General features: G+C 75.0%; 15 protein-coding genes and 1 pseudogene. 3 read left to right on the top strand and 13 right to left on the bottom strand.

Annotated features, from left to right (window positions below):
- Nucleotides 1–85: 85 nt before the first annotated feature.
- The 3 genes from ACQRUO_RS22330 to ACQRUO_RS22340 form a co-directional block, all read right to left on the bottom strand.
- Nucleotides 86–763 carry a VC0807 family protein gene (locus ACQRUO_RS22330; protein WP_428317787.1) on the bottom strand — a complete coding sequence of 226 codons (678 nt, stop codon included), beginning with the start codon at nt 761–763 and terminating at the stop codon, nt 86–88.
- Nucleotides 764–847: 84 nt separating this feature from the next.
- A complete protein-coding gene (locus ACQRUO_RS22335) occupies nt 848–1,450 on the bottom strand; it encodes a TetR family transcriptional regulator (protein ID WP_428317788.1) in 603 nt (200 codons plus the stop codon).
- A 433-nt stretch (nt 1,451–1,883) separates the two neighbouring features.
- Nucleotides 1,884–3,158 carry an amidohydrolase gene (locus tag ACQRUO_RS22340; protein WP_428317789.1) on the bottom strand — a complete coding sequence of 425 codons (1,275 nt, stop codon included), beginning with the start codon at nt 3,156–3,158 and terminating at the stop codon, nt 1,884–1,886.
- Between the two features lie 151 nt (nt 3,159–3,309).
- On the opposite strand from ACQRUO_RS22340, the gene ACQRUO_RS22345 reads away from it, so the two are divergent.
- Nucleotides 3,310–3,483, top strand: a complete 174-nt coding sequence (locus ACQRUO_RS22345) for a thiazolylpeptide-type bacteriocin (RefSeq protein ID WP_266292034.1) — start codon at nt 3,310–3,312, stop codon at nt 3,481–3,483.
- Between the two features lie 53 nt (nt 3,484–3,536).
- Here the strand turns inward: ACQRUO_RS22345 and ACQRUO_RS22350 are convergent, their stop codons facing one another.
- From ACQRUO_RS22350 to ACQRUO_RS22395, 10 genes are all read right to left on the bottom strand, one after another.
- Nucleotides 3,537–5,714, bottom strand: coding sequence for a TOMM precursor leader peptide-binding protein (locus ACQRUO_RS22350; protein WP_428317790.1), 2,178 nt, complete (start codon nt 5,712–5,714; stop codon nt 3,537–3,539).
- Nucleotides 5,711–6,460, bottom strand: a complete 750-nt coding sequence (locus ACQRUO_RS22355; protein ID WP_428317791.1) for an ABC transporter permease — start codon at nt 6,458–6,460, stop codon at nt 5,711–5,713. The genes ACQRUO_RS22350 and ACQRUO_RS22355 overlap by 4 nt, the downstream gene beginning before the upstream one ends.
- A complete protein-coding gene (locus ACQRUO_RS22360) occupies nt 6,457–7,395 on the bottom strand; it encodes an ABC transporter ATP-binding protein (protein WP_428317792.1) in 939 nt (312 codons plus the stop codon). The genes ACQRUO_RS22355 and ACQRUO_RS22360 overlap by 4 nt, the downstream gene beginning before the upstream one ends.
- On the bottom strand, nt 7,392–8,741 hold the full coding sequence (locus ACQRUO_RS22365; RefSeq protein WP_428317793.1) for a M50 family metallopeptidase: 1,350 nt from the start codon (nt 8,739–8,741) through the stop codon (nt 7,392–7,394). The genes ACQRUO_RS22360 and ACQRUO_RS22365 overlap by 4 nt, the downstream gene beginning before the upstream one ends.
- A 25-nt stretch (nt 8,742–8,766) precedes the next feature.
- The gene (locus ACQRUO_RS22370; RefSeq protein WP_428317799.1) at nt 8,767–9,834 is read right to left on the bottom strand and encodes a lantibiotic dehydratase C-terminal domain-containing protein; all 1,068 of its coding nucleotides are present in this window, start codon (nt 9,832–9,834) and stop codon (nt 8,767–8,769) included.
- 17 nt (nt 9,835–9,851) lie between these two features.
- Entirely contained in the window at nt 9,852–12,650 is a 2,799-nt protein-coding gene (locus ACQRUO_RS22375) for a lantibiotic dehydratase (RefSeq protein ID WP_428317794.1), read from the bottom strand.
- A gap of 16 nt (nt 12,651–12,666) precedes the next feature.
- Nucleotides 12,667–14,289, bottom strand: a complete 1,623-nt coding sequence (locus ACQRUO_RS22380) for a nitroreductase family protein (protein ID WP_428317795.1) — start codon at nt 14,287–14,289, stop codon at nt 12,667–12,669.
- Between the two features lie 85 nt (nt 14,290–14,374).
- Nucleotides 14,375–16,201, bottom strand: a complete 1,827-nt coding sequence (locus tag ACQRUO_RS22385) for a TOMM precursor leader peptide-binding protein (RefSeq protein ID WP_428317800.1) — start codon at nt 16,199–16,201, stop codon at nt 14,375–14,377.
- Nucleotides 16,202–16,274: 73 nt separating this feature from the next.
- Complete coding sequence (locus ACQRUO_RS22390) at nt 16,275–18,485, bottom strand: TOMM precursor leader peptide-binding protein (RefSeq protein ID WP_428317796.1); 2,211 nt, start codon at nt 18,483–18,485, stop codon at nt 16,275–16,277.
- A gap of 7 nt (nt 18,486–18,492) precedes the next feature.
- On the bottom strand, nt 18,493–19,644 hold the full coding sequence (locus ACQRUO_RS22395; protein ID WP_428317797.1) for an AfsR/SARP family transcriptional regulator: 1,152 nt from the start codon (nt 19,642–19,644) through the stop codon (nt 18,493–18,495).
- Nucleotides 19,645–19,982: 338 nt separating this feature from the next.
- On the opposite strand from ACQRUO_RS22395, the gene ACQRUO_RS22400 reads away from it, so the two are divergent.
- Both ACQRUO_RS22400 and ACQRUO_RS22405 read left to right on the top strand, forming a co-directional pair.
- Nucleotides 19,983–20,858 (top strand): alkaline phosphatase family protein, encoded by an 876-nt coding sequence (locus ACQRUO_RS22400; protein WP_428317798.1) that lies wholly within the window; start codon nt 19,983–19,985, stop codon nt 20,856–20,858.
- Nucleotides 20,859–20,954: 96 nt separating this feature from the next.
- Nucleotides 20,955–21,140: pseudogene (locus ACQRUO_RS22405) on the top strand (aminoglycoside phosphotransferase family protein); the annotation flags it as partial.

Genomic DNA, 21,140 nt, shown 5'->3' on the forward strand with positions numbered 1-21,140 from the left:
GGGGGGGGGGGGGGGGGGGGGGGGGGGGGGGGGGGGGGGTTTTCCTTCTTGTTGGGCCCCCCCCCCTGGCCGCGTCGTCGTGGGGTCACACCCGCAGGCCGTGCTTGCTGATGTACCAGAAGTGGAAGCCGAACAGCGCGCCCAGCACCACCAGCCACTGCAGCGAGTTGACCAGCGGGACCGCGCCGACCGGCAGGGTGCAGGCGAAGGCCACCCGGATCCCGGCGTCCAGCAGGAAGCCGCCGCCCCAGACCGCGGTGAGCAGCCGCATCTGGTGCCGGAAGAGCGGCTCGGTGTGCCAGCGGTCCAGCCACTCCCCGGCCCCCTGCTCGCCGATCTTCGCGGCGACGATCGAGCGGCCGGCGGTGAGCATGAACGGGCGCTGGGTCGCCAGGGTGCCCAGGACCCAGAGCCCGAGCACCCCGAACAGCCAGCTGTCCCGGATCAGCAGCACCCGCGGGCTTCCGGTGACCAGCGACATCAGCGCGCCCGCCACCAGCAGCACCAGGGTGAAGACCGGCATCGCCTCGACCCGGCCGCGCCGCACCATCCCGTACACCAGCCAGGGCGCCAGCAGCAGCCCGCTGACCACCAGTGCCGCCCACTGGCTCACCCCGAGTCCGACCAGCAGGTAGTACCCGCCGACCGGCATCCCCAGCTCGAAGAGCAGCCCCTGCACCAGCGCGCGCCTGCCCCTGGCCGTGCCGGGCCTTCCGCGCTCCGCCGCCACGGCCGGCTCCACCCGCTCAGTCGATTCCACCATCAGGTCCCCCATGACTGCTCGTCCCTCCCGTGCCTTCGCCGTCAGCTCTTGCGCTACTTCTTTTTCCTGCGAGCTACTTCTGGGCTATTTCGCCTCTGCTCGCGTCGCCGCGTCGAACAGGTCCGCCAACTCCCGCCCCACTGCGGCCGGGTCCAGTTGCGGGTCCGTCATCCACCGGGTCACCACGGCGTCGATCGCGCCGCGCACCGCGGTGGCCATCACCCAGGCGTCGAACTCCCGGAACCCGCCGTCCGCCTGGGCCTGCTGCATCTGCCGCTGGTGGAACTCCAGCACGGCGCGCGCGGACTCCAGGTACCCCTGTTGGGTGTCCTCGTCGCCGCGCAGGTTGGGCAGCACCTCCAGCAGCGCGGCCAGGTGCTGCGGGTGGACGGCGAGCAGCTCGATGTTGGACTCGATGTACGCCCGCAGCCGGGCCCGGTGCCCCTCGGCCGCGGCGATCCGCGGCCGCATGTAGGCCTCCGAGACCCGCCACACCTCCGCGACCACCTCGCGCATCAACTCGTCCTTGCCGGCGAAGTGGTACGAGATCATCCCGGTGCTGCTCAGCCCCGCCTGCCGGGCGATCCGGGCGAACGAGGTCTTGGCGTACCCGACCTCCGCGAGCACCTCGATCGCCCCCTGGACGATCTGCGCCCGCCGCGCCGTCTCGGTGACCGTCCGGCCCATCCGCCCGCTCCCTCTTGCTTGCTTGAGCTGATTCCTGCTTGCCTGAGCAAAACTGTAGGACGTCTTGCTCGCGCAAGCAAGAGTGGTGGCGGGTGAGACGTCTGTCTCATCCAGGGTGTCCAGGAACTTGCGATCATGCAGCCTGAATGCGCCTCACTGTCCCCTGACAGCCCCATGGCCCGGGCTTACCGTGTCTGCATGACCCAGAAATCGGACCGTCCGCAGTTCGAACTGCGCGTTGGTGGACTACATCTGACTATTCATCGGCTCCCCATGTGGCTGATCACCGTCGTGACCGCTGGCACGAGTGGTGCCACCGCCTGGTGGGCTCGGCGCTAGGAGATCAAGTCCAGGGGGCCGCCGGATGCTCTCGAGCGGCATCGCTCCGGCTACTCGGCGACGAATGAACCGTCCGGCTCCCGATCTGGAACGATCAGTTGGAGGTGAGCACCGCTCGGGCCGCCGTTGCCAGGGCGTGGATGCCGGTGGTGAGGGTGAGTTTCGCGTGGGGGTGGTAGTGCGGGGAGTGGTTGGTCGGCAGGGCGGGCAGTTTTTCGGCGGGGGTGTGGCCGGGGGCGGCGGCCCAGGTGCGGGGGCCGACGGAGCCGAGCATCCAGTAGGCGGTGCGGATGTCGGGGATGCCGTGCAGGGTGAGGCCGGCGGGGCCGAAGAGGGGGAAGTCCTCGGTGGCGGGGGAGGGGGGCCAGTCGGTGACCCGGTGGGGGCCGAAGGCCGTGCGGTGGGCGGCGCGGACGGTGGCGGTGAGGGCCGGGTCGGGGTGGTTGACGCCGGAGCGGGCGAGTTCCTCGATCTCCGGCTCGCGCGGGCAGCCGGACGCCAGCGCCTCGCCGCGGGCCACCCGTTGCACGGCGGCGGTGACCCGGTCCAGGGCGGCCTCGGAGTAGCCGCGCACGGTGACGGTCAGGGTGGCCCGGTCGGGGATCACGTTGCCCGGGTCGCTGCCCGCGGTCAGGGCGCCGACGGTGGCCACCACCTGTTCGGCGGGGCTGGTCTCCTGGGCGACCAGGCCGGGCAGCCGCAGGACCACGGCGGCGGCGGCCGGGACCGGGTCGATCGCCAGGTGCGGGGTGGCGGCGTGGCCGCCGCGGCCGTGCAGGGTCAGGCGCAGGGTGCGGCTGCCGGCGGTCACCGGGCCGTACCCGTGGGCGACCAGGCCGGCCGGCAGCGGCACGGTGTGCTGGGCGAGCACGGCGGAGGGCGGTTCGAAGCGGCGGTAGAGGCCGTCGGCGAGCATGGCGGCGGCGCCGGTCAGGGTCTCCTCGGCGGGCTGGCCGACCACCAGCACGGTGCCGCGCCAGTCGGTGCGGGCGGCGGCGAGTTCGGCGGCCGCGCCCGCCGCGCAGGCCAGGTGGGCGTCGTGGCCGCAGGCGTGCATCACGCCGGGGGTGTCGCTGGCGTACGGCAGGCCGGTGCGCTCCTCGACCGGCAGGGCGTCCAGTTCGGCGCGCAGCATGACCACCGGGCCGGGGCCGTTGCGGAGCACGGCGACCACCCCATGACCGCCGATGCCGCGGGTCACCCGGTAGCCGAGCGAGTCCAGCCGGGCGGCGAACCGGGCGGCGGTGCGCTCTTCGGCGCCGGAGAGTTCGGGGTGGTGGTGCAGGTCGAGGTAGAGCTCGGTGGCCCAGTGCAGGGCGGCCGGTTCGACGTCGGCGGCCATGCCGGTGATCCCAATGATCGGTTCCATCAGTGTCGGTCCCATGGGTGTCAGTGAGCTGTCAGTGGAGCGCGGTGGGTGGTGCCAGCGCCGGGCCGTAGAACTGGTGCTGCGGATCGCGGTGGCGGTGCTGCCGTCCCCGTCCCGTGTCCCCCGACCGCCCAGCCCAGAAGGAGTTCCCATGGCTGACAACTCCCTTGCCTCCCTGGCCGAGGAGATCCTGAACCTCGAGTCGGAGACCTTCGAGATCAGCGACTACTCCGACACCAGCGAGGTCATGCTCGGCTCCTCGACCAGCTGCTCCAGCACCAGCACCTGCTCGAGCACCACCAGCACCACCAGCTGCACCGCCTGACGTCGGGTCAGGAACCGCACCCGTTCCCGTCACGGAATCCTTCACGGCAGCCGTCACGGGAACGGGTGCGGGACCAGGCGCAGGTCGGCGTCCGTCAGCACGCCGGAGCGCAGCCCGCCCCGGTAGAGCGCGGTGCGCAGTCGGGGCAGCTGCAGTGCCCGCTGGCGGGCCCAGCCGAAGTCGATCGGCAGCAGCCCGGGCACCAGGGTGCAGACGGTGCGCAGGCCGAGCCGGGCCTGCTCGGGGGTGGTCTGGTCGACCACGATCACGTCGAACCCGGCCCGGACCAGCTGGTCGCGCAGGAAGAGCAGGTCGTCGAGCAGGTCCAGGGTCTGCGGGCGCTCCTTGGCCCAGGAGCGGTAGGCCTCGGCGGGGGTCGACCGGGCGGCCGGGGCCAGGTAGCTGCGGGCGTGCTCGGCCATCCGCGGCAGGCCGAACAGCGCGGCGTGGTCGGGCAGCCGCCGGACCAGGTCGAAGTCCTCGGCCATCGCCGCGAGTTCGGCGGGGCGGGCGCTGACCTGCCCGGGCAGGTGCGGGATGTAGGTGAGGATCTCGGCCACCGCGGACTCCAGGGTGGCCGCCGGGTCGAAACCGGCCGCGGCGGCGAAGGCCAGGGTGCCGGGACCGCCGTCCTCACGCACCGCGACCGCGGTCACCACCGGGACGGCGAGGTCCACCCGGTTGTCGAAGGCGCGCACCCGGTAGCCCTGCAACGCGGCCCGGTCGATCATCGCGCGCAGGGCGGGAGCAGGAGGAGCGGTGGGAGCGGTAGGTGAGCCGCCGGCCGCGGACTCGCCCGCCGGCCCGCCGTCGAGCAGCGCGTCGAGGTCCAGCTCGGGCAGCGCCGCGTTGCCGTACCAGCCGAGCAGGAAGGCGTCCCGCTCGATCAGCTCCAGCAGGCCGAACAGGATCGCCTCCTCCAGGCAGCTGCCGATCGCGCAGCCGTTGGAGCACTCGAAGACGAAGTTGTCGGCGGCGGTGCCCGCGCTGTAGTAGCAGAGCCGGGCCGGGACCAGGATCGGTCGCTCGTCGCGCAGTGACCAGCCCGGCACCCAGGGGATCGGGCGGTCGGGGTCGAACGGGGAGAGCATCGGGTCGTCGCGGTAGGTCTGCTCGGCGTACAGGCCGCAGTCGTGCGGGTCCAGCGCGGCGCCGGCCAGGTTGCGGTAGGAGTCGGTGAGCGGTCGGGCGGTGCGGCGCCGGTGGGTGCCGGCGTAGCGCTCCAGACCCTCGAGGAAGGCCAGGCCGCGGCTGCCGGCGAAGGAGTTCGCCTGGCCGCTCCAGGTGACGTCGGTCAGGCCCGCATAACCGCGCATGAAGACGCTGCCGGCCACCGGCGCGGTGGTGGGCGAGGTGACGTCGGACCAGGTGCCGGCGCCCAGCGCCCCGCAGACCGGGTTGGCCAGCGCGGCGGCCGGCAGCGGGTAGTCGGCGGCGGGGCGCAGCCGGTAGGCGTCCGGGGCGGACTTGACGCGCGAGCGCAGCGGCAGCACCGGGCCCTCGCCGGCCGGCCACGTGGAGCCGGCGGCGGCGCAGGCGGGGCAGAGCGGTTCGGGGAGCAGCGGGACGGTCTGCACGCGCAAGGTGTCCAGGTCGAGCCGGGAGACGTGGGAGAGCGGCGAGGCCGGCGAGACCCGGGCGGGGTCCTCGGGGTTCGACCGGGGCGTGTCCGGGCCGATGACGGCGCGGTGTAGGGCCCAGACGGCGTCGACGGCGTGACCGGTGAGGACGGGCCAGCCGTCGGCCACCGGGGTGAGGGCCAGGCCGGTCTCCAGTGCCTCCCGCTCGGTGCGGCTGCGCAGCCGCTGCCAGCGCATCGCCAGGCAGCACCCGCACGCGCCGGGCGCCCCCGCTGCCACCCCGCGGACCGCCCCGCCCGCCCCGCCCCAGGGCCCGACCAGCACCGCCTGCCCGCTCAGGTGCACCGTGGCGGCGGCCCGCTCCCGCGCCTGCGGGAGCGGCTGCGGCCCCAGCAGGTCGGCGTCGCCGAGGGCGGCCACCGCCGGGGCGGGCAGCCCTGCGGTGGCGGCCCGTTCCGCCAGCCGCCCGGCCAGCGCCGCCCGCGCCGCGGCGAGGATCGGCGGCCGGCCCTGGGCCGGGAACCGCGACGGGCCCTGCGACGGGCCCGACCCCGGGCCCTGCGACGGGCCCGACCGCGGGGCCTTCGACCGGACCGGCGCCGGGCCCTGCAACGGCCCCGGCGAGGTGTTCTGGTGGTGCGGCTGCGTCATGTCCGGTTGCTCCAGCGGAAGAGGCGCCCCGCCGCCACGGCGAAGAGCACGGTGAAGCCGACCAGCGCGGCGCAGTCCAGCAGCGGGGTGCCGACACCGCCGCGGCCGCCGAAGGCGTCGGTGACGCCCTCGTCGAAGTAGCGCAGCGGCAGCACCCGGGACAGGGCGCGCAGCCAGCCCGGCATCAGGTCGATGGGGTAGAAGGCACCGGACAGGAAGGCCATCGGCACCATCAGGCAGTTGGCCACCGCCGCCACCGCCTCGGGCGTGTCGGTGAACGTGCCGACCAGCAGGCCGAGCGCGGCGAACGCGGTGGTGCCCAGCACCAGCACGGGCAGGGCGAGCGGCCAGCCGCTGTGCACCCGCAGCCCGAAGGCGGTCAGCGCCACCACGACGAACAGCAGCGCCTGGACCAGGCCGGTGCCGAGCGCGACCAGGTAGCGGGCGCCGAGCACCGAGCCGAGCGGGGTCGGGGTCCGCCAGATCAGCCGCAGCAGGTCGTCCCGCCGCCAGTGCATCAGGGTGAAGGCGACGCCGAACACGGCGGCGTTGCCGATCCCCCAGGAGAGCACCCCGGGGGCGATGTAGTTGATGTAGGACAGGCCGCCGTCGACCCGCTGCCCGTGGAAGATCAGGCCGAAGACGACCAGGAAGAGCAGCGGGAAGGCGAAGGTGAAGATCACCGAGGTGCGGTCGCGGAGGTAGGCCAGCGCGGTGGCCCGGGTCACGGCGAGGTAGGCGGTCACGATCGCGGCTCCGATCCGGTCGGGGCGCCGGTCAGGGCGAGGTAGGCGTCCTCCAGGGTGGCGGTGCGGGTTTGCACCTCGGCCAGGTCGACCAGCTCGCCGAGCGCGATCAGCACCCGGTTCGCGGCCCTGGTCCAGAGCACCAGTTCGCCGCCCGCCAGCTCGGTCCGCTCCACCTCGGGCAGGGCCGCGGCCTGCTCGGCGGTCAGCCGGTGGGCCGGCAGCGCCAGCCGGGTGGGCCGGGCCAGCGAGCGGATCAGGTTGCCGGGGCTGTCCACGGCGAGGACCGTGCCGTGGGCCAGGATCGCCACCCGGTCGCAGAGCGCCTGCGCCTCGTCCAGGTGGTGGGTGGTGTGGACGATGGTCCGCCCGGCCCCGCGCAGCGCGCCGAGCACCTCCCAGAGCGAGCGGCGGGCCGCCGGGTCCAGCGCGGCGGTCGGCTCGTCCAGGAAGATCAGCTCCGGCTCGTGGACCAGCGCGGTGGCCAGGGCCAGCCGCTGGCGCTGGCCGCCGGAGAGCACCTCGATCCGGCTGCGCGCCTTGTCGCCCAGCTCGACCAGGTCCAGCGCGCGCCGTGCGGCGGCCCGGTCCAGCCGGTAGAGCGCGGCGACCGTCTCCAGGTGCTCCAGCGCGGTCAGCCGGGTGAAGAAGGCCGAGGCCTGGGTCTGGATGCCGAGCCGGCGCAGCAGGCCGGTGTTGCGCGGCCAGGGCTGCTCGCCGAGCACCGTCACCCGGCCGGTGTCCGGGCGGCGCAGGCCCTCGACGATCTCCACCAGGGTGGTCTTGCCGGCGCCGTTGGGGCCGAGGATGCCGAAGAACTCGCCGGGTTCGACGATCAGCGAGACGTCGTCCAGGGCGAGGACCTCGCCGTACCGCTTGGTCACCCCGGTGAGGGCCACGGCGGCCGGGGCCTGCGGGGTGTCAGGTGTGCTCATCTGCTCGCTTTCCCGAGTCCTTCAGGGTTTGTGCCCCCGCGCAGCCGGCGCAGCAGCAGCCCCGCGCTCCACAGCAGCAGCGCCGCGGCGACCGCCAGCAGCGGGGTCCAGGGCGCCACCCCCGCCAGCCGGGCCGGCAGCAGCCGGTGGGCGAGCGGGCCGAGCGCGGCCAGGGCTGCGGCGGCGAGCAGCACGCAGAGCAGCGCGTAGCCGCCGTGGAGCAGCCGCAGCCGGGTGGGGTAGCGGGCCAGCGCCGGGTCGGGGCCGGGTCCGCGGCGCACCGCAGCGCGTACCGCCAGGGCGGTGAACCGGCGGCTCTCGGTGGCCAGTTGCAGGCAGTCCAGGGCGTGGCACAGCGCCTGGTAGCCGTCCAGCGGCGGCAGTGGCAGCAGGTTGGCGAAGGCCAGCGCGGTGCCGAGCAGCAGCAGGCCGCCGAGGAACGGACGGGCCTGGGCGTGCGCCGGCAGCAGGTACCAGAGGGGGTACCAGGGCAGCAGGAAGACCAGGTTGGCCAGCGCCCCGGCACCGACGGTGGCCACCTGCCGGCGCCGGCGGGCGAAGAACTGGACGTCCGCCACCTCGCAGTACAAGTAGGTCATCGGCAGTCGCCAGCGCAGCCCGATCTCGGTCACCCGCCCGCCGAAGGCGTGGCCGACCAGGCCGTGCGCCAGCTCGTGCAGGGCCAGGCTGACCCAGAGCACGGTGCCGACGGCGAGCAGGGTCACCGGCTGGTGCGTCAGGCGGGCGGTGTCGTGGGTCAGCGCGCCGAGCTGCCAGCCGATGCCGGCCAGCAGCGCGGCCACCAGGACGAACAGCGGGACCAGGACGGCGGGCCGGCGGGCGGGGCCGGTGGCCGCGTGCAGCCGCGCCAGCAGCGCGGGAGGGTCGGCGACCACCCGCACCCGGCCGCTCAGCACGCCCGACCGGGCCGCCGCAGAACCGGCGCCACCGCCGCCGTTGCCGCCACCACCGCCGCCACCACCGCCACCACCGCCGCCACCACCGCCACCGTCACCGCCGCCACCACCGCCGCCCGCGGCCGGCGGCCGGGCCGGGACGTCGGCCAGCAGGCCGCGCCCGTGGAGCAGGCCGAGCAGTTGCTGCCACTGCGCCTCGCCGAGCCGGGTCCGGAACTGTGCGGCGTAGCTCTCGCCCAGCTCGGCCAGGCTCCGGGTGCCGTCCATCCGGCTGATCAGGAAGTGCTCCTTGACCCCGAGCTCCAGCCGCCGGTCGGCCACCGGGTCGCGCAGCAGGTGGACCACCGCCGGGCCGCGCCGCAGCGGGCGACTGAACCGCAGCTCGGGGCGCAACCTGGGCCGCAGCTCCAGGAGCTGACTGGTCGTCATCTCGGCATCACCACCCGGGCCGGCATCACGGTGTCACCGCCGAGGAGGGCTCGCGCAGGGCGCGGGCCAGCACGTAGGAGAGGTAGGCCTCGTCCCGGACGGTCACCGAGAGCCGGTTGTTGGTCATGTGCGCGTACGGCGAGAGCAGCATCGGCAGCGCCTGGGCCGGGTCGCGGACCGGCAGGTCGCGCTCGCCGTCCCAGGAGCGGAAGACCAGCTCGCCGCGCTCGGCCAGCGCCACCGCCCGGGCGCGCAGCTCCAGGCAGTGCTCGGCCCAGCCGTGCAGCAGGCTGGGCAGCCGGGTGAGGGCCCGCGCGTCGACCGCCGCCCGGACTGCCCGGAACCGGTCGGCCAGCGCCTCGCCGGTGCTGCCGTAGGCGCGGTCGTAGCCCTGTTGCGCGGTGAAGTTGGTGCCCGCGAAGGCGCCGTTCCAGAACGCGTGGTAGCGGTCCAGGAAGCCGAGCAGCTGGTCGGTGTCGCCGAGGAAGCAGGCCGACATGGTCATCATCAGCTGGGCGGCCAGGCCCAGCACCACGGTGCGCAGGTGCAGGTTCATGGTGCGGGTGGCCTCGATCACCAGGTCGCTGGAGCGCTGGAAGTGCCACTCGGCCAGCGCCACCCCGGCCGGGCCGCCGTACTTGCCGTACTCCGGCTCGTAGGGCTCGGCGCTGAAGCTGTTGTTGGGCCGCAGTCGCATCCGCCCGTCGGGGCCGAGCAGCCGGGCGCGGTCCTCCTCGCGGTACTCCAGCTCGAACAGGGTGTTGTAGAGCTCGGCGAAGAAGCTGTCCTTCACCTCGTAGAGGGCGGGGCGGCGGCGCAGGAACTCGGTGATCGCGGCCTCGGCGCGCTCGCCGACCGGGCCGGCCGCGGCGGGGGAGGCGGGCCGCAGTCGCAGCCGCAGGTGCGGGCCCTCCAGCCAGTAGTTGATGAAGAAGTACCCGGCCAGCAGGCCCTCCCCGGTCAGCTCGGCGACCAGCGGGCGCACGCAGTTCAGCAGCAGCGGGCGCGGGCTGGCGGCGTAGAAGACGTGGTAGGCCTGCCAGTCGCCGGGCGCGCCGGCTGCGCTGGACGCAGCGGACTCGGCGGGCGAGATGGGCGAGGTGGACTCGGTCACGGCTGGGCTCCCCCCTCCGGGAGGTCCGGGATGATCTCCAGGGCCAGTTCGGCGACGTGCCGGCCCTGCGCGGAGCGGACGGGCAACTCGTGGTCGCCGGGCAGCATCTCCTCCAGCAGCAGCCGGACCGGGCCGCCGCTCAGCAGCCCGTCCAGGGCGAGCAGCGAGAGCGGGCTGGCGAAGTCCAGGTACTGCGGCTTGCTGCCGCCCACCTGCTCCCCGGCCACCGGCAGCACCCGGGCGAAGACCTGGGCAGGCAGCCGATGCCGGCGGCGCCAGCGCTGCCAGTCCAGGAAGCGCTCCGCCTCGCGCTGCCCGGGGCGCGGTTGCGGCAGCGCCTCGGGGGCGGCGGTCCAGCTGCGCCGGTGCAGCACCAGCCGGCCGTAGCGGACCCGGGGGCGGCGGGTCACCCCGTCCTCGGCGGGGCCGGTGGGCACGCCCCGCCACAGCTCGGGGGTGACCCGCGAGGTGGGGGAGAAGAGCAGCAGGCTGCGCGGGATCTCGGGCAGCACCATCGGGACCAGGTAGCCCAGGTAGAGCGGGACGACCTCGCGGCCCAGCCGCTTCGAGCGCAGCAGCAGCCGGTCGGCGACCGGGTCGTGCGCCACGGTCAGGTCGTCCAGCTGGAGCCGGGCGTCTGCCGGGGCGGTGCTGGTCTCGCCGGGGCAGACGATCTCGTAGTCGGTCAGCCGGGCGTGCAGGTTCAGGTTGGTGGTGGCGGCGCCCGCGGTGACCTCGGCGAAGACGGTGCCGGGCGGCTGGGCGGCGCGCAGTGCCGCCCGCAGTTCGGCGACCAACCCGCCGTCGTCGAGCGGTGCGCCGTCTGCGCCGTCTGCGCCGTCTGCGCAGTCCGCGCCGTCCGCGCCGTCCGGCCCTTCGACGACGCCGCCGTCTGGGGCCGCGAAGCAGTGGGTGAAGCGGGTGAACGGAAAGGCCAGGCCGCCGTAGGAGTGGTTGAGCACCAGCAGCGGCTCCCCGGTCACCGGCACGGCCGGCTGCACGAAGTGGCTGTGCGGCGCGAACCGCCCGCTCAGCGGCGCGAGTTCGTCGGCCACCGCGGCCAGGTCGGCCGGCTCCAGCACCACCTCCGCGCCGCCCGCGCGCCACTTCTGCCGCATCCGCTCGGCGAGTTCGGCCCGGGCCCGGTCGAGCGCGGTGAGCTCCGGCAGGCCCAGCCAGTTCTCCTCGGGCGGGTAGCCGCCGTCCGGGCCCTGCGCCGGCTTGAGGGCGGTGAACTGCAGGTACTGGTTGAAGATGTCCTCGTGGAAGTCGTGCACCAGCTGCAGCAGGTCCGGGCAGCTGCCGCCGCGGCCGTGCCGGGCCAGGAAGAAGCCCTTGAGGGTGAGCCGTTGGGCCAGGCCGAGGTCGAAGAGCGGCAGGATCGCGGCGAGTTCGTCCAGCGGGCGGGCCGCCAGCTCGGCCCAGTCGGCGGCGCCGGCCGACACCGCGCCGGCCGCCACGTCCTCGTACAGCAGGGTCTGCGGCAGCGCGGGCGGCTCGGCGAGGCCGTCGGCCAGCCGTGCGCGCAGCCCGGCCAGCTCCGCGCGCAGCCGGGCGAGCAACTCCTGCCGGGCCGTCGCGTCGGCGGCGGGGTAGCGCTCGATCAGCTCGGCCGGGCCGGCCAGCTGCCGGGCCACCGCGTCGGCCCACGGGCGGTCCAGCTCGCGCAGCGCGGCCTGGAAGGCGCGGATCGGGTCCGTGGTGTGCACGTCGACGGCCAGCGCGGGCAGTTGCAGCATGCCGACGTCCAGCAGCGCGTGCAGGTAGTGCTCGGCGTCGGCGGTGCTGCCCCGGGTCTGGTCCCGCAGCAGCTCGGCCAGCTCGCCGTAGCGGATCCGCGGGCGTTCGGCGAAGAGCGCCAGCAACTGCTCCAGGACCCCGCTCAGCCGCAGGAAGAAGAGCCGGTCCCGGGCCGCGTCGAAGCTGACCGGGGTGGCGGCGTCGGCCGCGGTGACCGAGCGCTGGACGTAGCGGATCCGGTCGTCGGTCAGCTCCCAGCCGGAGGCCGGGGCCAGCGGCAGGTCGCGACGGCGCACCGGGTCGGCGGCGATCAGCTCGGCCAGCCGCGCCAGCACCACCACGTTCAGCCGGGGGTGGCTGCTCCGCCCGGCACCGAGCCGGAGTTCACCGCCGTCCGGCACGTCGTCGCCGGTGTCGAAGCGGCCGGGGGCCACCGGGGTGAAGGTGCTGAACGGGCTGGTCTTGCAGGCCGTCCGGTACAGGTAGGAGAGCACCGAACGCTCCATCTTGCGGGCCCGCTTGTCCGGGGTGGCCGCCGGGTCGCCGAGCTGGACGGAGATCCGGTCGGCCAGGGTCGGGGAGGCGAGCAGCAGGCCGAGCCGCAGTTCGTCCCGCTCGGCCAGCCGGTGCAGCTCCCGCCGGGTGGCGGTCAGGTCGGCGGCCAGCACGGCCGGGCCGCGCGCGGCCAGCCGGTCCAGCCGCTGCCGGGCCAGCAGCCACTCGGTGAGCAGCTCGCCGGTCGGGCCGCCGATCCCGCGGGCCAGCGCCAGCACCTCGGCCGGCCGGCTCGGCAGCCGGCCGTTGAACACCTGCCGGCGCAGCCCGAGCAGCGCCCGCCGCCGCTCCGGCGTGACGGCGCCCTTCACCAGCACCGCGAGCTGGTCGCTGAGCCGGGCGCCCAGCGCCGCCAGTCGCTCCTCCTCGGTCAGCAGCTGCTCGGCCCAGGCGAGCGAGTCGGGCGCCCGCAGGCCGTGCACCGCCTCGATCGGCAGCCCGCCGACCCGCAGCATGAAGTGGCGTCCCAGGCCGGCTCGGCCGGCCGTCTCCGTGGTCACGTCCGCCCCCGGCACTTCAGGCGATCCGGTGGTCGAAGTCGGCGGCTGCGCGTTGTTCCCGGCCGATCATCATGATCAGCATCGGGATCTCGCCGTCGAGCGGGCCGCTGCTCGGATCGCCCAGTGCCAGGTGTTCGGCGTAGGAGACGCAGTCGAAGCCCAGCGCGACTCCGCAGGCCAGGCCGGCGGCCGCGGCGGCGGTGTAGAGCGCCTGGGAGACCGCGCCGACGGTGGCGTTGACCAGCCGCAGCGCCCGGTCGCCGAGGGCGTCCAGCACCGCGCCGGTCGGGGTGGCCGCGAGGATCATCGCGCCGGCCTGCTCCAGGTTGTAGTTGGCCAGGAAGTAGTTCTGTTGCAGGAAGGCGCCGGGCGCGCCCGGGTGCAGTAACTGCAGGGTGTGGTCCGCGGGTTGGTAGCGGTAGCTGCCGGGGGTCAGCCCGGCGACGTGGTTGACGAAGACGTACAGGCGGGTCAGCGGAGGGGTGCCCGGGCCGCCGGACGGCGGGCACTCGGTGTCGCTGTCGAGCCGTCCGGCGGCCGCGGCGGCGGCCAGGGCGGTGCTCAACTGCTCGACGGAGATCGGTGGTCGGCCGGTGAACCGGCCGAAGCTGCTGCGCCGGGCGCGCAGCGCCGTGCGCACGTCGGCGGTCAGCGGCGCGGGGGCGGGTAACGCCAGCGCGGGGCCGCCGGGGGCCGGGTCGGTCGCCGCCGCCAGGGCCGCGGCGAGGGCCGGCGGGGCGGGCCGCTCGGTCGCCCCGGCGAGGGTGGCCGCGTGCACCCGCTGCACGGTCTCGAACTCCAGGACCCGGCGGGAGCGTTCCTGGTCGGTGGCCCGGACCCGCACCGACTCCGGTGCCACCGGCCGGGCGGGTCTGCCGGCGCCGCCCTGCCAGCGCAGCGGGACCACGGCGAAGACGCCTTCCTGCTCGGGGGCCATGCCCAGCAGCTGCCCGATCCGCCGCTCGTCGAACCAGAACGCGGGCGCGATCCGCAGCCCGTGCGCCCCGGCCCAGATCCGCCAGGTCGCCAGCAGCGCGCCGATGTCCATCGCGACCACGTGGTACGCGAAGCTGTTGTACTTGAAGGCGTTCTGCCAGAACTTCACGCCGAGCACCAGGTACTGGTCGGTGGCCGGCCCGAACCCGCCGAGCGCCGCGCCGACCCGGTCCGAGACGTCGCCCGCCAGCAGCCGCTGCACGGCGTGCTGCCCGGTCGCGTAGTGGTAGACACCGGGGGCCAGCGGGCCGCTGCCGCCGCACACCCAGTGCACGCCGATCGGGTAGAGCCCGCCGCCCGAGGCGGTGCCGCGGGAGTAGTTGGCGTGCGTGGCCAGCGGCAGCGAGCCGAGGTCGGAGTTGGCCTGCACCGCCAGCCGCCGGCCGGTCAGGCCGTAGGAGTCGCGCAGCATGCCGCCGAGCAGCTCCAGGGTGAACCCGCCGTCGCCGCCCGGCCCGTGCAGGCCGCGCTGCACGGTGGCGGCGGGCGCCACCATGCCGTCGGGCAGCGGGAAGTGCTCGGCGCCGGTGAAGTGCTTGCCCTTGCGCGGCCGGTCGGCCCAGTCGGGCACGAAGTCGGCCGGTTCCATCGGGACCCGGCCGCGCCGCATCACCGCGGCCGCGTACTCGTGGGCGTAGCCCATGCTGCTTCCTCTCTCGGGCACCCGGCGGACGGCCGGCGCGGGCGAGCTGGCGATCGGTCGATCGGCGAACGGAGCTGACGAACAGTCAGGGAAACGGATGTGGTGCCCAGTTGAGGTCCTCGGGGCGTAGGTCGCGGGCCCGCAGGCCGGCCTCGCGCGGGGCGCTGCGCAGCCGGGGCATGGTCAGGGCCCGTTGCCGGTGCCAGCCGAAGTCGATCGGCAGCAGCCCCGGCACCAGCACGCTCACCGTGTGCAGGCCGAGCGCCCGCTGCTCGGGCATGGTCTGGTCGACCGCGATCACGTCGAAGCCCGCCGCGCTGACCGCCGCGACGCACCGCCGCAGGTCCTCGCGCAGGTCCCCGCCGGGCCGGATGGCCCGCGGCCCGGCGCCCAGCGCGGCCGGTGTCAGCCGGGTGCCGCGCTCCCGCAGCAGGAAGTCGGCGTGCCCGGCCATCTCCGGCAGCCCGTAGAGCAGCGGGTGGTCGTGCAGTACCCGGACCTGGCCGAAGTCGTCCGCCATCGCGCGCAGTCGGGCCTCGTCACGGGCGGTGCGGCGGCGCAGGTTGACCGCGTCGGTGGCGATCTCGGCCAGCGCGGCGGCGAGCGCCGTCTCCGGGTCCAGGCTCGCGCCCGCGCCGAAGCAGAGCCGGCCGAGCCCGCCGTCGACCCGCTCGGCGACCGCGGTCACCACCGGGACCGGGAAGGTGATCCGGGTGTCGAAGAACCGCGCCCGGTAGCCGTACAGCGCCAGTCGGTCGACCAGCTCCCGGGTCTGCGGCCGGGTGCCGGCCGTCGGGTCGATCTCCGGCAGTGCGAGCCGCCCGTACCAGGCGAGCAGGAAGGCGTCGCGCTCGATCACCTCCATCAGCCCGTGGTAGAGCGCCTCCTCCAGGCAGCCGCCGGAGGCGCAGCCGTTGGAGCTCTCCTGCACGAAGCGGTTCGCCACCCCGCCGGGCGCGTGGTAGTAGGCGGTGATCTCGGGGACCAGCAGCGGGCGTTCGTCCCGCAGTGACCAGCCCCAGACCCAGGGGATCGGCCGGTCAGGCGCGTACGGCCGCACGGCGGGCTGCAGGCGGTGGAACTCCGCCGAGTACAGCCCGCAGCTGCGCGGGTCGAGCGCGCGGTCGCCCAGGTCCTGGTGGGCGGCCAGCACGGCGGTGCGCCGGCCGCGCGGGCGCATCCCGGCGAACCGCTCCAGCCCCTCCAGCAGGCCGACCTCGGTGCTGGTCCGGTAGGCGGTGGTGTGGCCGCCCCAGAAGGCCTCGCGCAGGTAGCTGCCGCTGCGCATGGTGAAGCAGCCGACGGTGGCGGAGGTGGTGCCGGAGACCAGGTCGGGCACCACCGACGGGCCGAGCATGCCGGCCACCGGGTTGACGAAGGCGGGCAGCGACAGTCCGAGGTCCTCGATCCGGCGCAGCCGGAAGTTGTCCGGGGCGGTCTTCGGTCGGCTGGTCAGGGTGAGGCGGGCGGCCGCTGCGCTGTCCTCGGTGCGCAGCGCGCAGCGCGGGCACTCGGCGTCGGGCAGCAGCGGGTAGCTGCCGACCCGCAGCGTCTCCAGGTCGAGCAGCTGCACCCGGTCGTCCGGCAGCTGCTCCTGACGGAGAGTCAGCACGGCGGCCAGGGCGTCGGCGAGGAAGGGCAGGGCCCACGGCGGCTCACCGGTGGCCCGGGTCTCGCCGCCCAGCTCCAGCGCCTCGCGCAGGGGGCCGGAGCGGACCGCCTGCCAGCGGCGGGCCAGGCAGCGCGGGCAGGGCGAACTGCCGCCGGGCGGCGGAGTACTGTCGGGCGGGCTGACCGCAGCCGGGCCGATCAGCGCGTGGTGGCCGTGCAGCAGCACCCGCGAGGGCTCGGCGCCCTCCGCCGGCACCGCCAACTCGTCCCGAGCGCCCAGCAGTTCGGGGTGCCCGGGCAGCGCGGACCGGACCGTCTCCCAGAGCCCGGGAGTCGGGGCCGGGCCGCCACCTTGGCCCGGCCGGTCGATGAGCTCAGTGCGCACCGGCGATCCCGTCCGCCAACAGGACCTTGACCACCTCGATCCGGCCGGCCCGCAGGTCGGGCGCGCCCGCCGGGGCCACCAGCACCTCGCGCCCGGCCGCGCGCAGCAGCTCCAGCGCCCGGGCCCAGCCGCACCGCCCGCCCGCACCGGCGTCACCCACGCCCGGGTCGCCGTCGCCGGCCACCAGGACCGCCGGGTCCAGCTCGCGCAGCAGCGGATCGCCGGTGTCGGCCGGTTCGTCCGGACCCAGGTCGCGCTCCAGCTGGACCACCCCGAGCAGGTCCCGGACCGCCGCCGGCACCGCCGCGCCGAGGCTCCCCGCACAGGCCAGGGTCCACGCACCGGCGCCGGTGCGGGCCAGCACCACCGGCAGCGGCGCGCCGGGCCCGTCCAGCCGCAGCACCTCCAGCTCCACGCCCAGGTTCTTGGCCGACCGGATCAGGAAGGTGAGCTCCCGGTCGGCCGGCAGCAGGTCCAGCGGCACGGCGGCCGGTGCGACCTCGCCGCGCAGCGCCAGCCGCAGCGCGTCGTAGCCCAGCGCCGAGCGCAGCGCCCGGCTGGTCGCCTCGGTGAGCGTGCCGCCGGCGCCGATGCCCGCACTGGTGGGCTCGAAGACCCGGTCCTGGTTGTGCGGACCGAACGGGCGCAGCGCGCCGGCCGGCACCAGCAGCGCGGCGCCGGTGTGCAGCGAGCGCACCGGAGCCCAGCGGGTCGGCCCGGTCGGGCGCACGCCGCTGGCGGTGCCCAGAGCGTCGGTTGCGACCCGGGGCAGCTCGGCCTCGGCGGCGGTGGCCGCGACCACCGGGATCACCTGCTCGGCGTAGACCTCGGCGGCCCGGTGGAGCGCGCGCAGCCGGGCGCCGGCCACGTGGTGGACGTCGAAGGCGGTGATCAGGCGGCGTTCGCCCGGGCGCGGGTGCAGGGTGACGGTGCCGGCCTTGAGCGGCGTCTGGCGCCACTCGTCGTCGGCGTACTCGGTGAACACCCCGGCGTGCGGACGGAGCAGCACCGCGCGGGTCTCCAGCTCGGCCAGGGCGGCCTGGGCGGCGGCCTCCTCGGCCGGGCCGTCGACCGGCTCGGCAGTGGGGAGGTCGGCGGCGTCCAGCTCGCCGGGGGTGGCGAGCGGCTCGGCCGCCGCCTCGGCCTCGGGTGCGGCGGGCAGCGCGGTGCAGTGCGGGCACCGCGGGTGCGGCAGCAGCGGCTCGCACGCGGTGTCCAGGGTGTCCAGGTGCTGCACGATCAGCTTGCCGTCGGTCTCCGCCGGCAGCACGCCGGTGGTGAGCCGGAACACCTCGTAGCCGAGCAGGTTGCCCAGCATCGCGGCCAGCGCCCGCCCGGGCTCCCGGCCGGCGGACTCCAGCGCCGCCAACGGCGCCACGCCGCCCCACAGTTCGGCCGCGGCACCCGGCTCGCCGTTGGCGCCCAGCCGCAGCGCGGCGCAGATCCAGCAGCCGGGCTGCCCGGTGGCGAGCAGCGGACCGAGCACCGCGCGGTCCCCGATGGTCCAGGCGGGCAGCACCCGCCGCCCGTCCGGCAGGCCGGCGGCCAGCAGGCCCAGCGCGGCCCGGGCGCCGTCGGTGACCACCACCAGGTCGACCCCGTCGAGGTCGGACCAGCCGCCCACCTCGCCGAGTTGACGGACCGTCACCGCACAGCCGGCACCCACCAGGTCCGCCACCTCGGCGGCCAGCTCCCCGCACTCCTGCTGCACCGCGAGCTCGGCGCACCCGTTGCGCACCAGGCTCAGCGCGCACCAGCGGGCCACCTCGCCCGCGCCGAGCACCGCGACCCGGGTGCGCCGGTAGCGGTCGAAGCGGTCGGCGGCGCCGTTCACGTAGTGGTCCAGGTACTCCAGTTGGGCGCCGAACCGGGCGGCGACCGGCTCGGCGAGCACCGGCGGGCCCTCGGGGGCCGGCCCGGCGTCGCGGGCGAAGCCGCGCTTGTAGAGGGTGGCGACCAGCTCGGCGATCATGGTGCGCTGGCTCTCGCCCAGGCCCTCGCACAGGTCGGCGAGCCGGTTCGTGCCGTCCAGGTGCGGGACCAGCAGGGCCGCGAACCGGTAGGCGTTCTTGGTGGTCAGGCTGAAGCCGCCGTGGGCGTTGTGGAAGAGCACCCCGGTGGGGGTCTGGGTGTAGAGCACGTCGCGGCGGATCCGCGGGCGGGTCTCGGCGAGTTCCTGGTACAGCACCGTGTCCGTCATGACTCCCTCAAAGCTCTGGTGTGCCGGGCGGTTCCGTACCGGGCGGCGGGGTGGCTCGGGCAGGGGTGGCTCGGGCGGGGGTGGCGACCGGATCGGGGTGGGCGGGGGTGGTGGCGGCGGAGTGGCCGGCCGCCGCGCGGGTGAAGGAGCGGAGCAGCTCGTGCACCCGGTAGTGGCCGCGCGGCCCTTCGTGCAGCAGGCCGGCCCGGACCAGGGTGTCCAGCACCAGTTCGCCGGTGGCCGGCAGGTCGGGGTCGAGGCGGTCGAACCGGTCGGGTGAGCCGTCCGGCAGCTGCGGCAGCGGCTGCCGCGTCGGCGGTCGTGGCAGCGGGTCGGGTGGTCCGGGCGGGTGATCCGGCGGCCCGCCGGTGAGCGACTCGCCGCGCAGGATGGCGAGTTCGAGTCGCCGCAGGGTCGGCCCGGGGTCGACGCCGAGCTCCTCCAGCAGGTGGTCGCGGACCCGGCGGTACTCGGCGAGCGCGTCGGCCCGCCGCCCGGTGCGGTACAGCGCCTCGATGAGCTGCTCCCAGAACCGCTCGTGCACCGGGTGCGAGCGGGCCGCCGACCAGAGCTCGGCGAGCACGTCCCGACATCGGCCGAGCGCGAGCTCGATGTCGTAGACCCGTTCGGCGGTGCGCAGCCACTCCTCGGTGAGCCGCGGCACCTCCTCGCGGTGCACCGCGTCGGAGGGCACGTTGCCCAGCACCGGCAGTTGCCACAGGTCCAGGGCTCGCCGGAGCAGGGCGAGTCGGGCGGCCGGATCGGTGGTCCGGTCGGCCCGGGTCAGTAACTCGCGGAACTCCAGCAGGTCCAGGGTGGCGGCGTCGGCGAGCATCCGGTAGCCGCCGGGCACCGCCTCGATGACGTGCCCGGCGATGCCGTAGCGGGCGAAGAGCCGGCGCAGCCGCAGCACGCAGGAGTGCAGTGCGGCCTTGGCGGTGGTGGGGATCTCCTCGCCCCAGATCGCCCGCTGCAGCCAGTCCACCGAGACCACGGTGTTCGGGCGGACCAGCAGCGCGGCGAGCAGGGTGGTCGGTTTGGACGCGTGCAGCACCGCGGTCTCGCGCGGGTCGGCGATGGCCAGCAGGCCGAGGACGGTGAACCGGGGTGTCGTGCCGTCCGCTTCGAGGGCCGCTCGGAGCGGCTCGGTCGCGCCCACACGTCACCCCTTTGCCGTGCTCGCGGTCGGTTCGACGGGCAGCGCCGGGCGCTGCCAGATCGGGAAGCTACTTGCTCGAAATTGATCAAGTCAACGGCTTGGACGTGTCTCTGAGTGAACATCATGGGACCGGTCAGAATCGGTGTTCATCGATTGACGGCGCACCGGACCGCGACCGCCACTTCACCGCGTGAAGTTCACGATCCTGACAGGCCATGGACAACTTTGGCACGTGGCCGGTCCGTACGCTCGTACCCCGCACCTCCGTTCCCCGCACCTCCCGCCGCGCGCCCGATCCCGGCAGCGGCTCGACCCCACACGGATCACCAGGAGACCCCATGCGTTCGAGGTCGCGTCTCGCCGCGCTCTGTGCCGCCGCACTGACCACCGCCGTCTCGCTCTCCGCCGCCCTCACCGGCGGTGGCTCGGCGGCCGCCGCAGCCAACACCCCGGGCACCATCCCGACCTACTCGCACGTGGTCGTCGTGATGGAGGAGAACCACTCCTACGACGACGTCATCGGCGACACCAACGACGCCCCGTACATCAACTCGCTGGCCTCCGGCGGTGCCCTGATGACCTCCTCGTTCGGGGTCAGCCACCCGAGCGAGCCCAACTACATGGCGATCTTCGGCGGCGACACCTTCGGCCTGACCGGCGACTCCTGCCCGGTCAACGAGGGCAACACCGCCAACCTCGGCTCCGAGCTGCTCGCCGCGGGCGACACCTTCCAGGGCTACTCCGAGGACCTGCCCTCGGCCGGCTCCACCAAGTGCACCTCGGGCGCCTACGCCCGCAAGCACGCGCCGTGGGCCAACTTCAGCAACGTCCCGGCCGCCGACCAGCAGCCCTTCAGCTCCTTCCCGAGCGACTTCAGCACCCTGCCCACCGTGTCGTTCGTGATCCCGAACCTGGACGACGACATGCACGACGGCACCATCGCGCAGGGCGACAGCTGGCTGCAGAACAACCTCTCCGCCTACGCCACCTGGGCGCAGCAGAACAACAGCCTGCTGGTCGTCACCTGGGACGAGGACGACTACACCGAGAGCAACCAGATCCCGACCATCTTCTACGGTGCGGGCGTGGCCCCGGGTCAGTACAGCGAGACCATCAACCACTACAACGTGCTCGCCACCCTGGAGCAGATGTACGGCCTGAACCTGGTCGGCAACAGCGCCACCGCCGCGCCGATCACCGACATCTGGAGCTGACCCACCTCGGCACCCCGCGTGCCCCAGCCGGCCGCCCGACCCCACCCCTTCGGGGCCGGGCGGCCGTCCGGCCCGACCGAAGGAGTCCGCCCGGCCATGCCCGAGCCGACCACCCCCCACCCGGACGCCGAGCCGCCGGCTGACGATTCCGTCGCCGCCGAGCCTGCCGCTGCCGAGCCCGTTGCCCACGAGCCCGTTGCCCACGAGCCCGTGGCCGAGCAGCCCGCCGCTGCCGCACCGCGCCGCCCGCTCGGCGCGCTGCGCCGCCGCCCGCTGCGCGCC

Origin of the sequence: Kitasatospora sp. LaBMicrA B282 (assembly GCF_050325825.1) — a bacterium.
In the GTDB taxonomy this organism is placed as follows: Bacteria; Actinomycetota; Actinomycetes; order Streptomycetales; family Streptomycetaceae; genus Kitasatospora.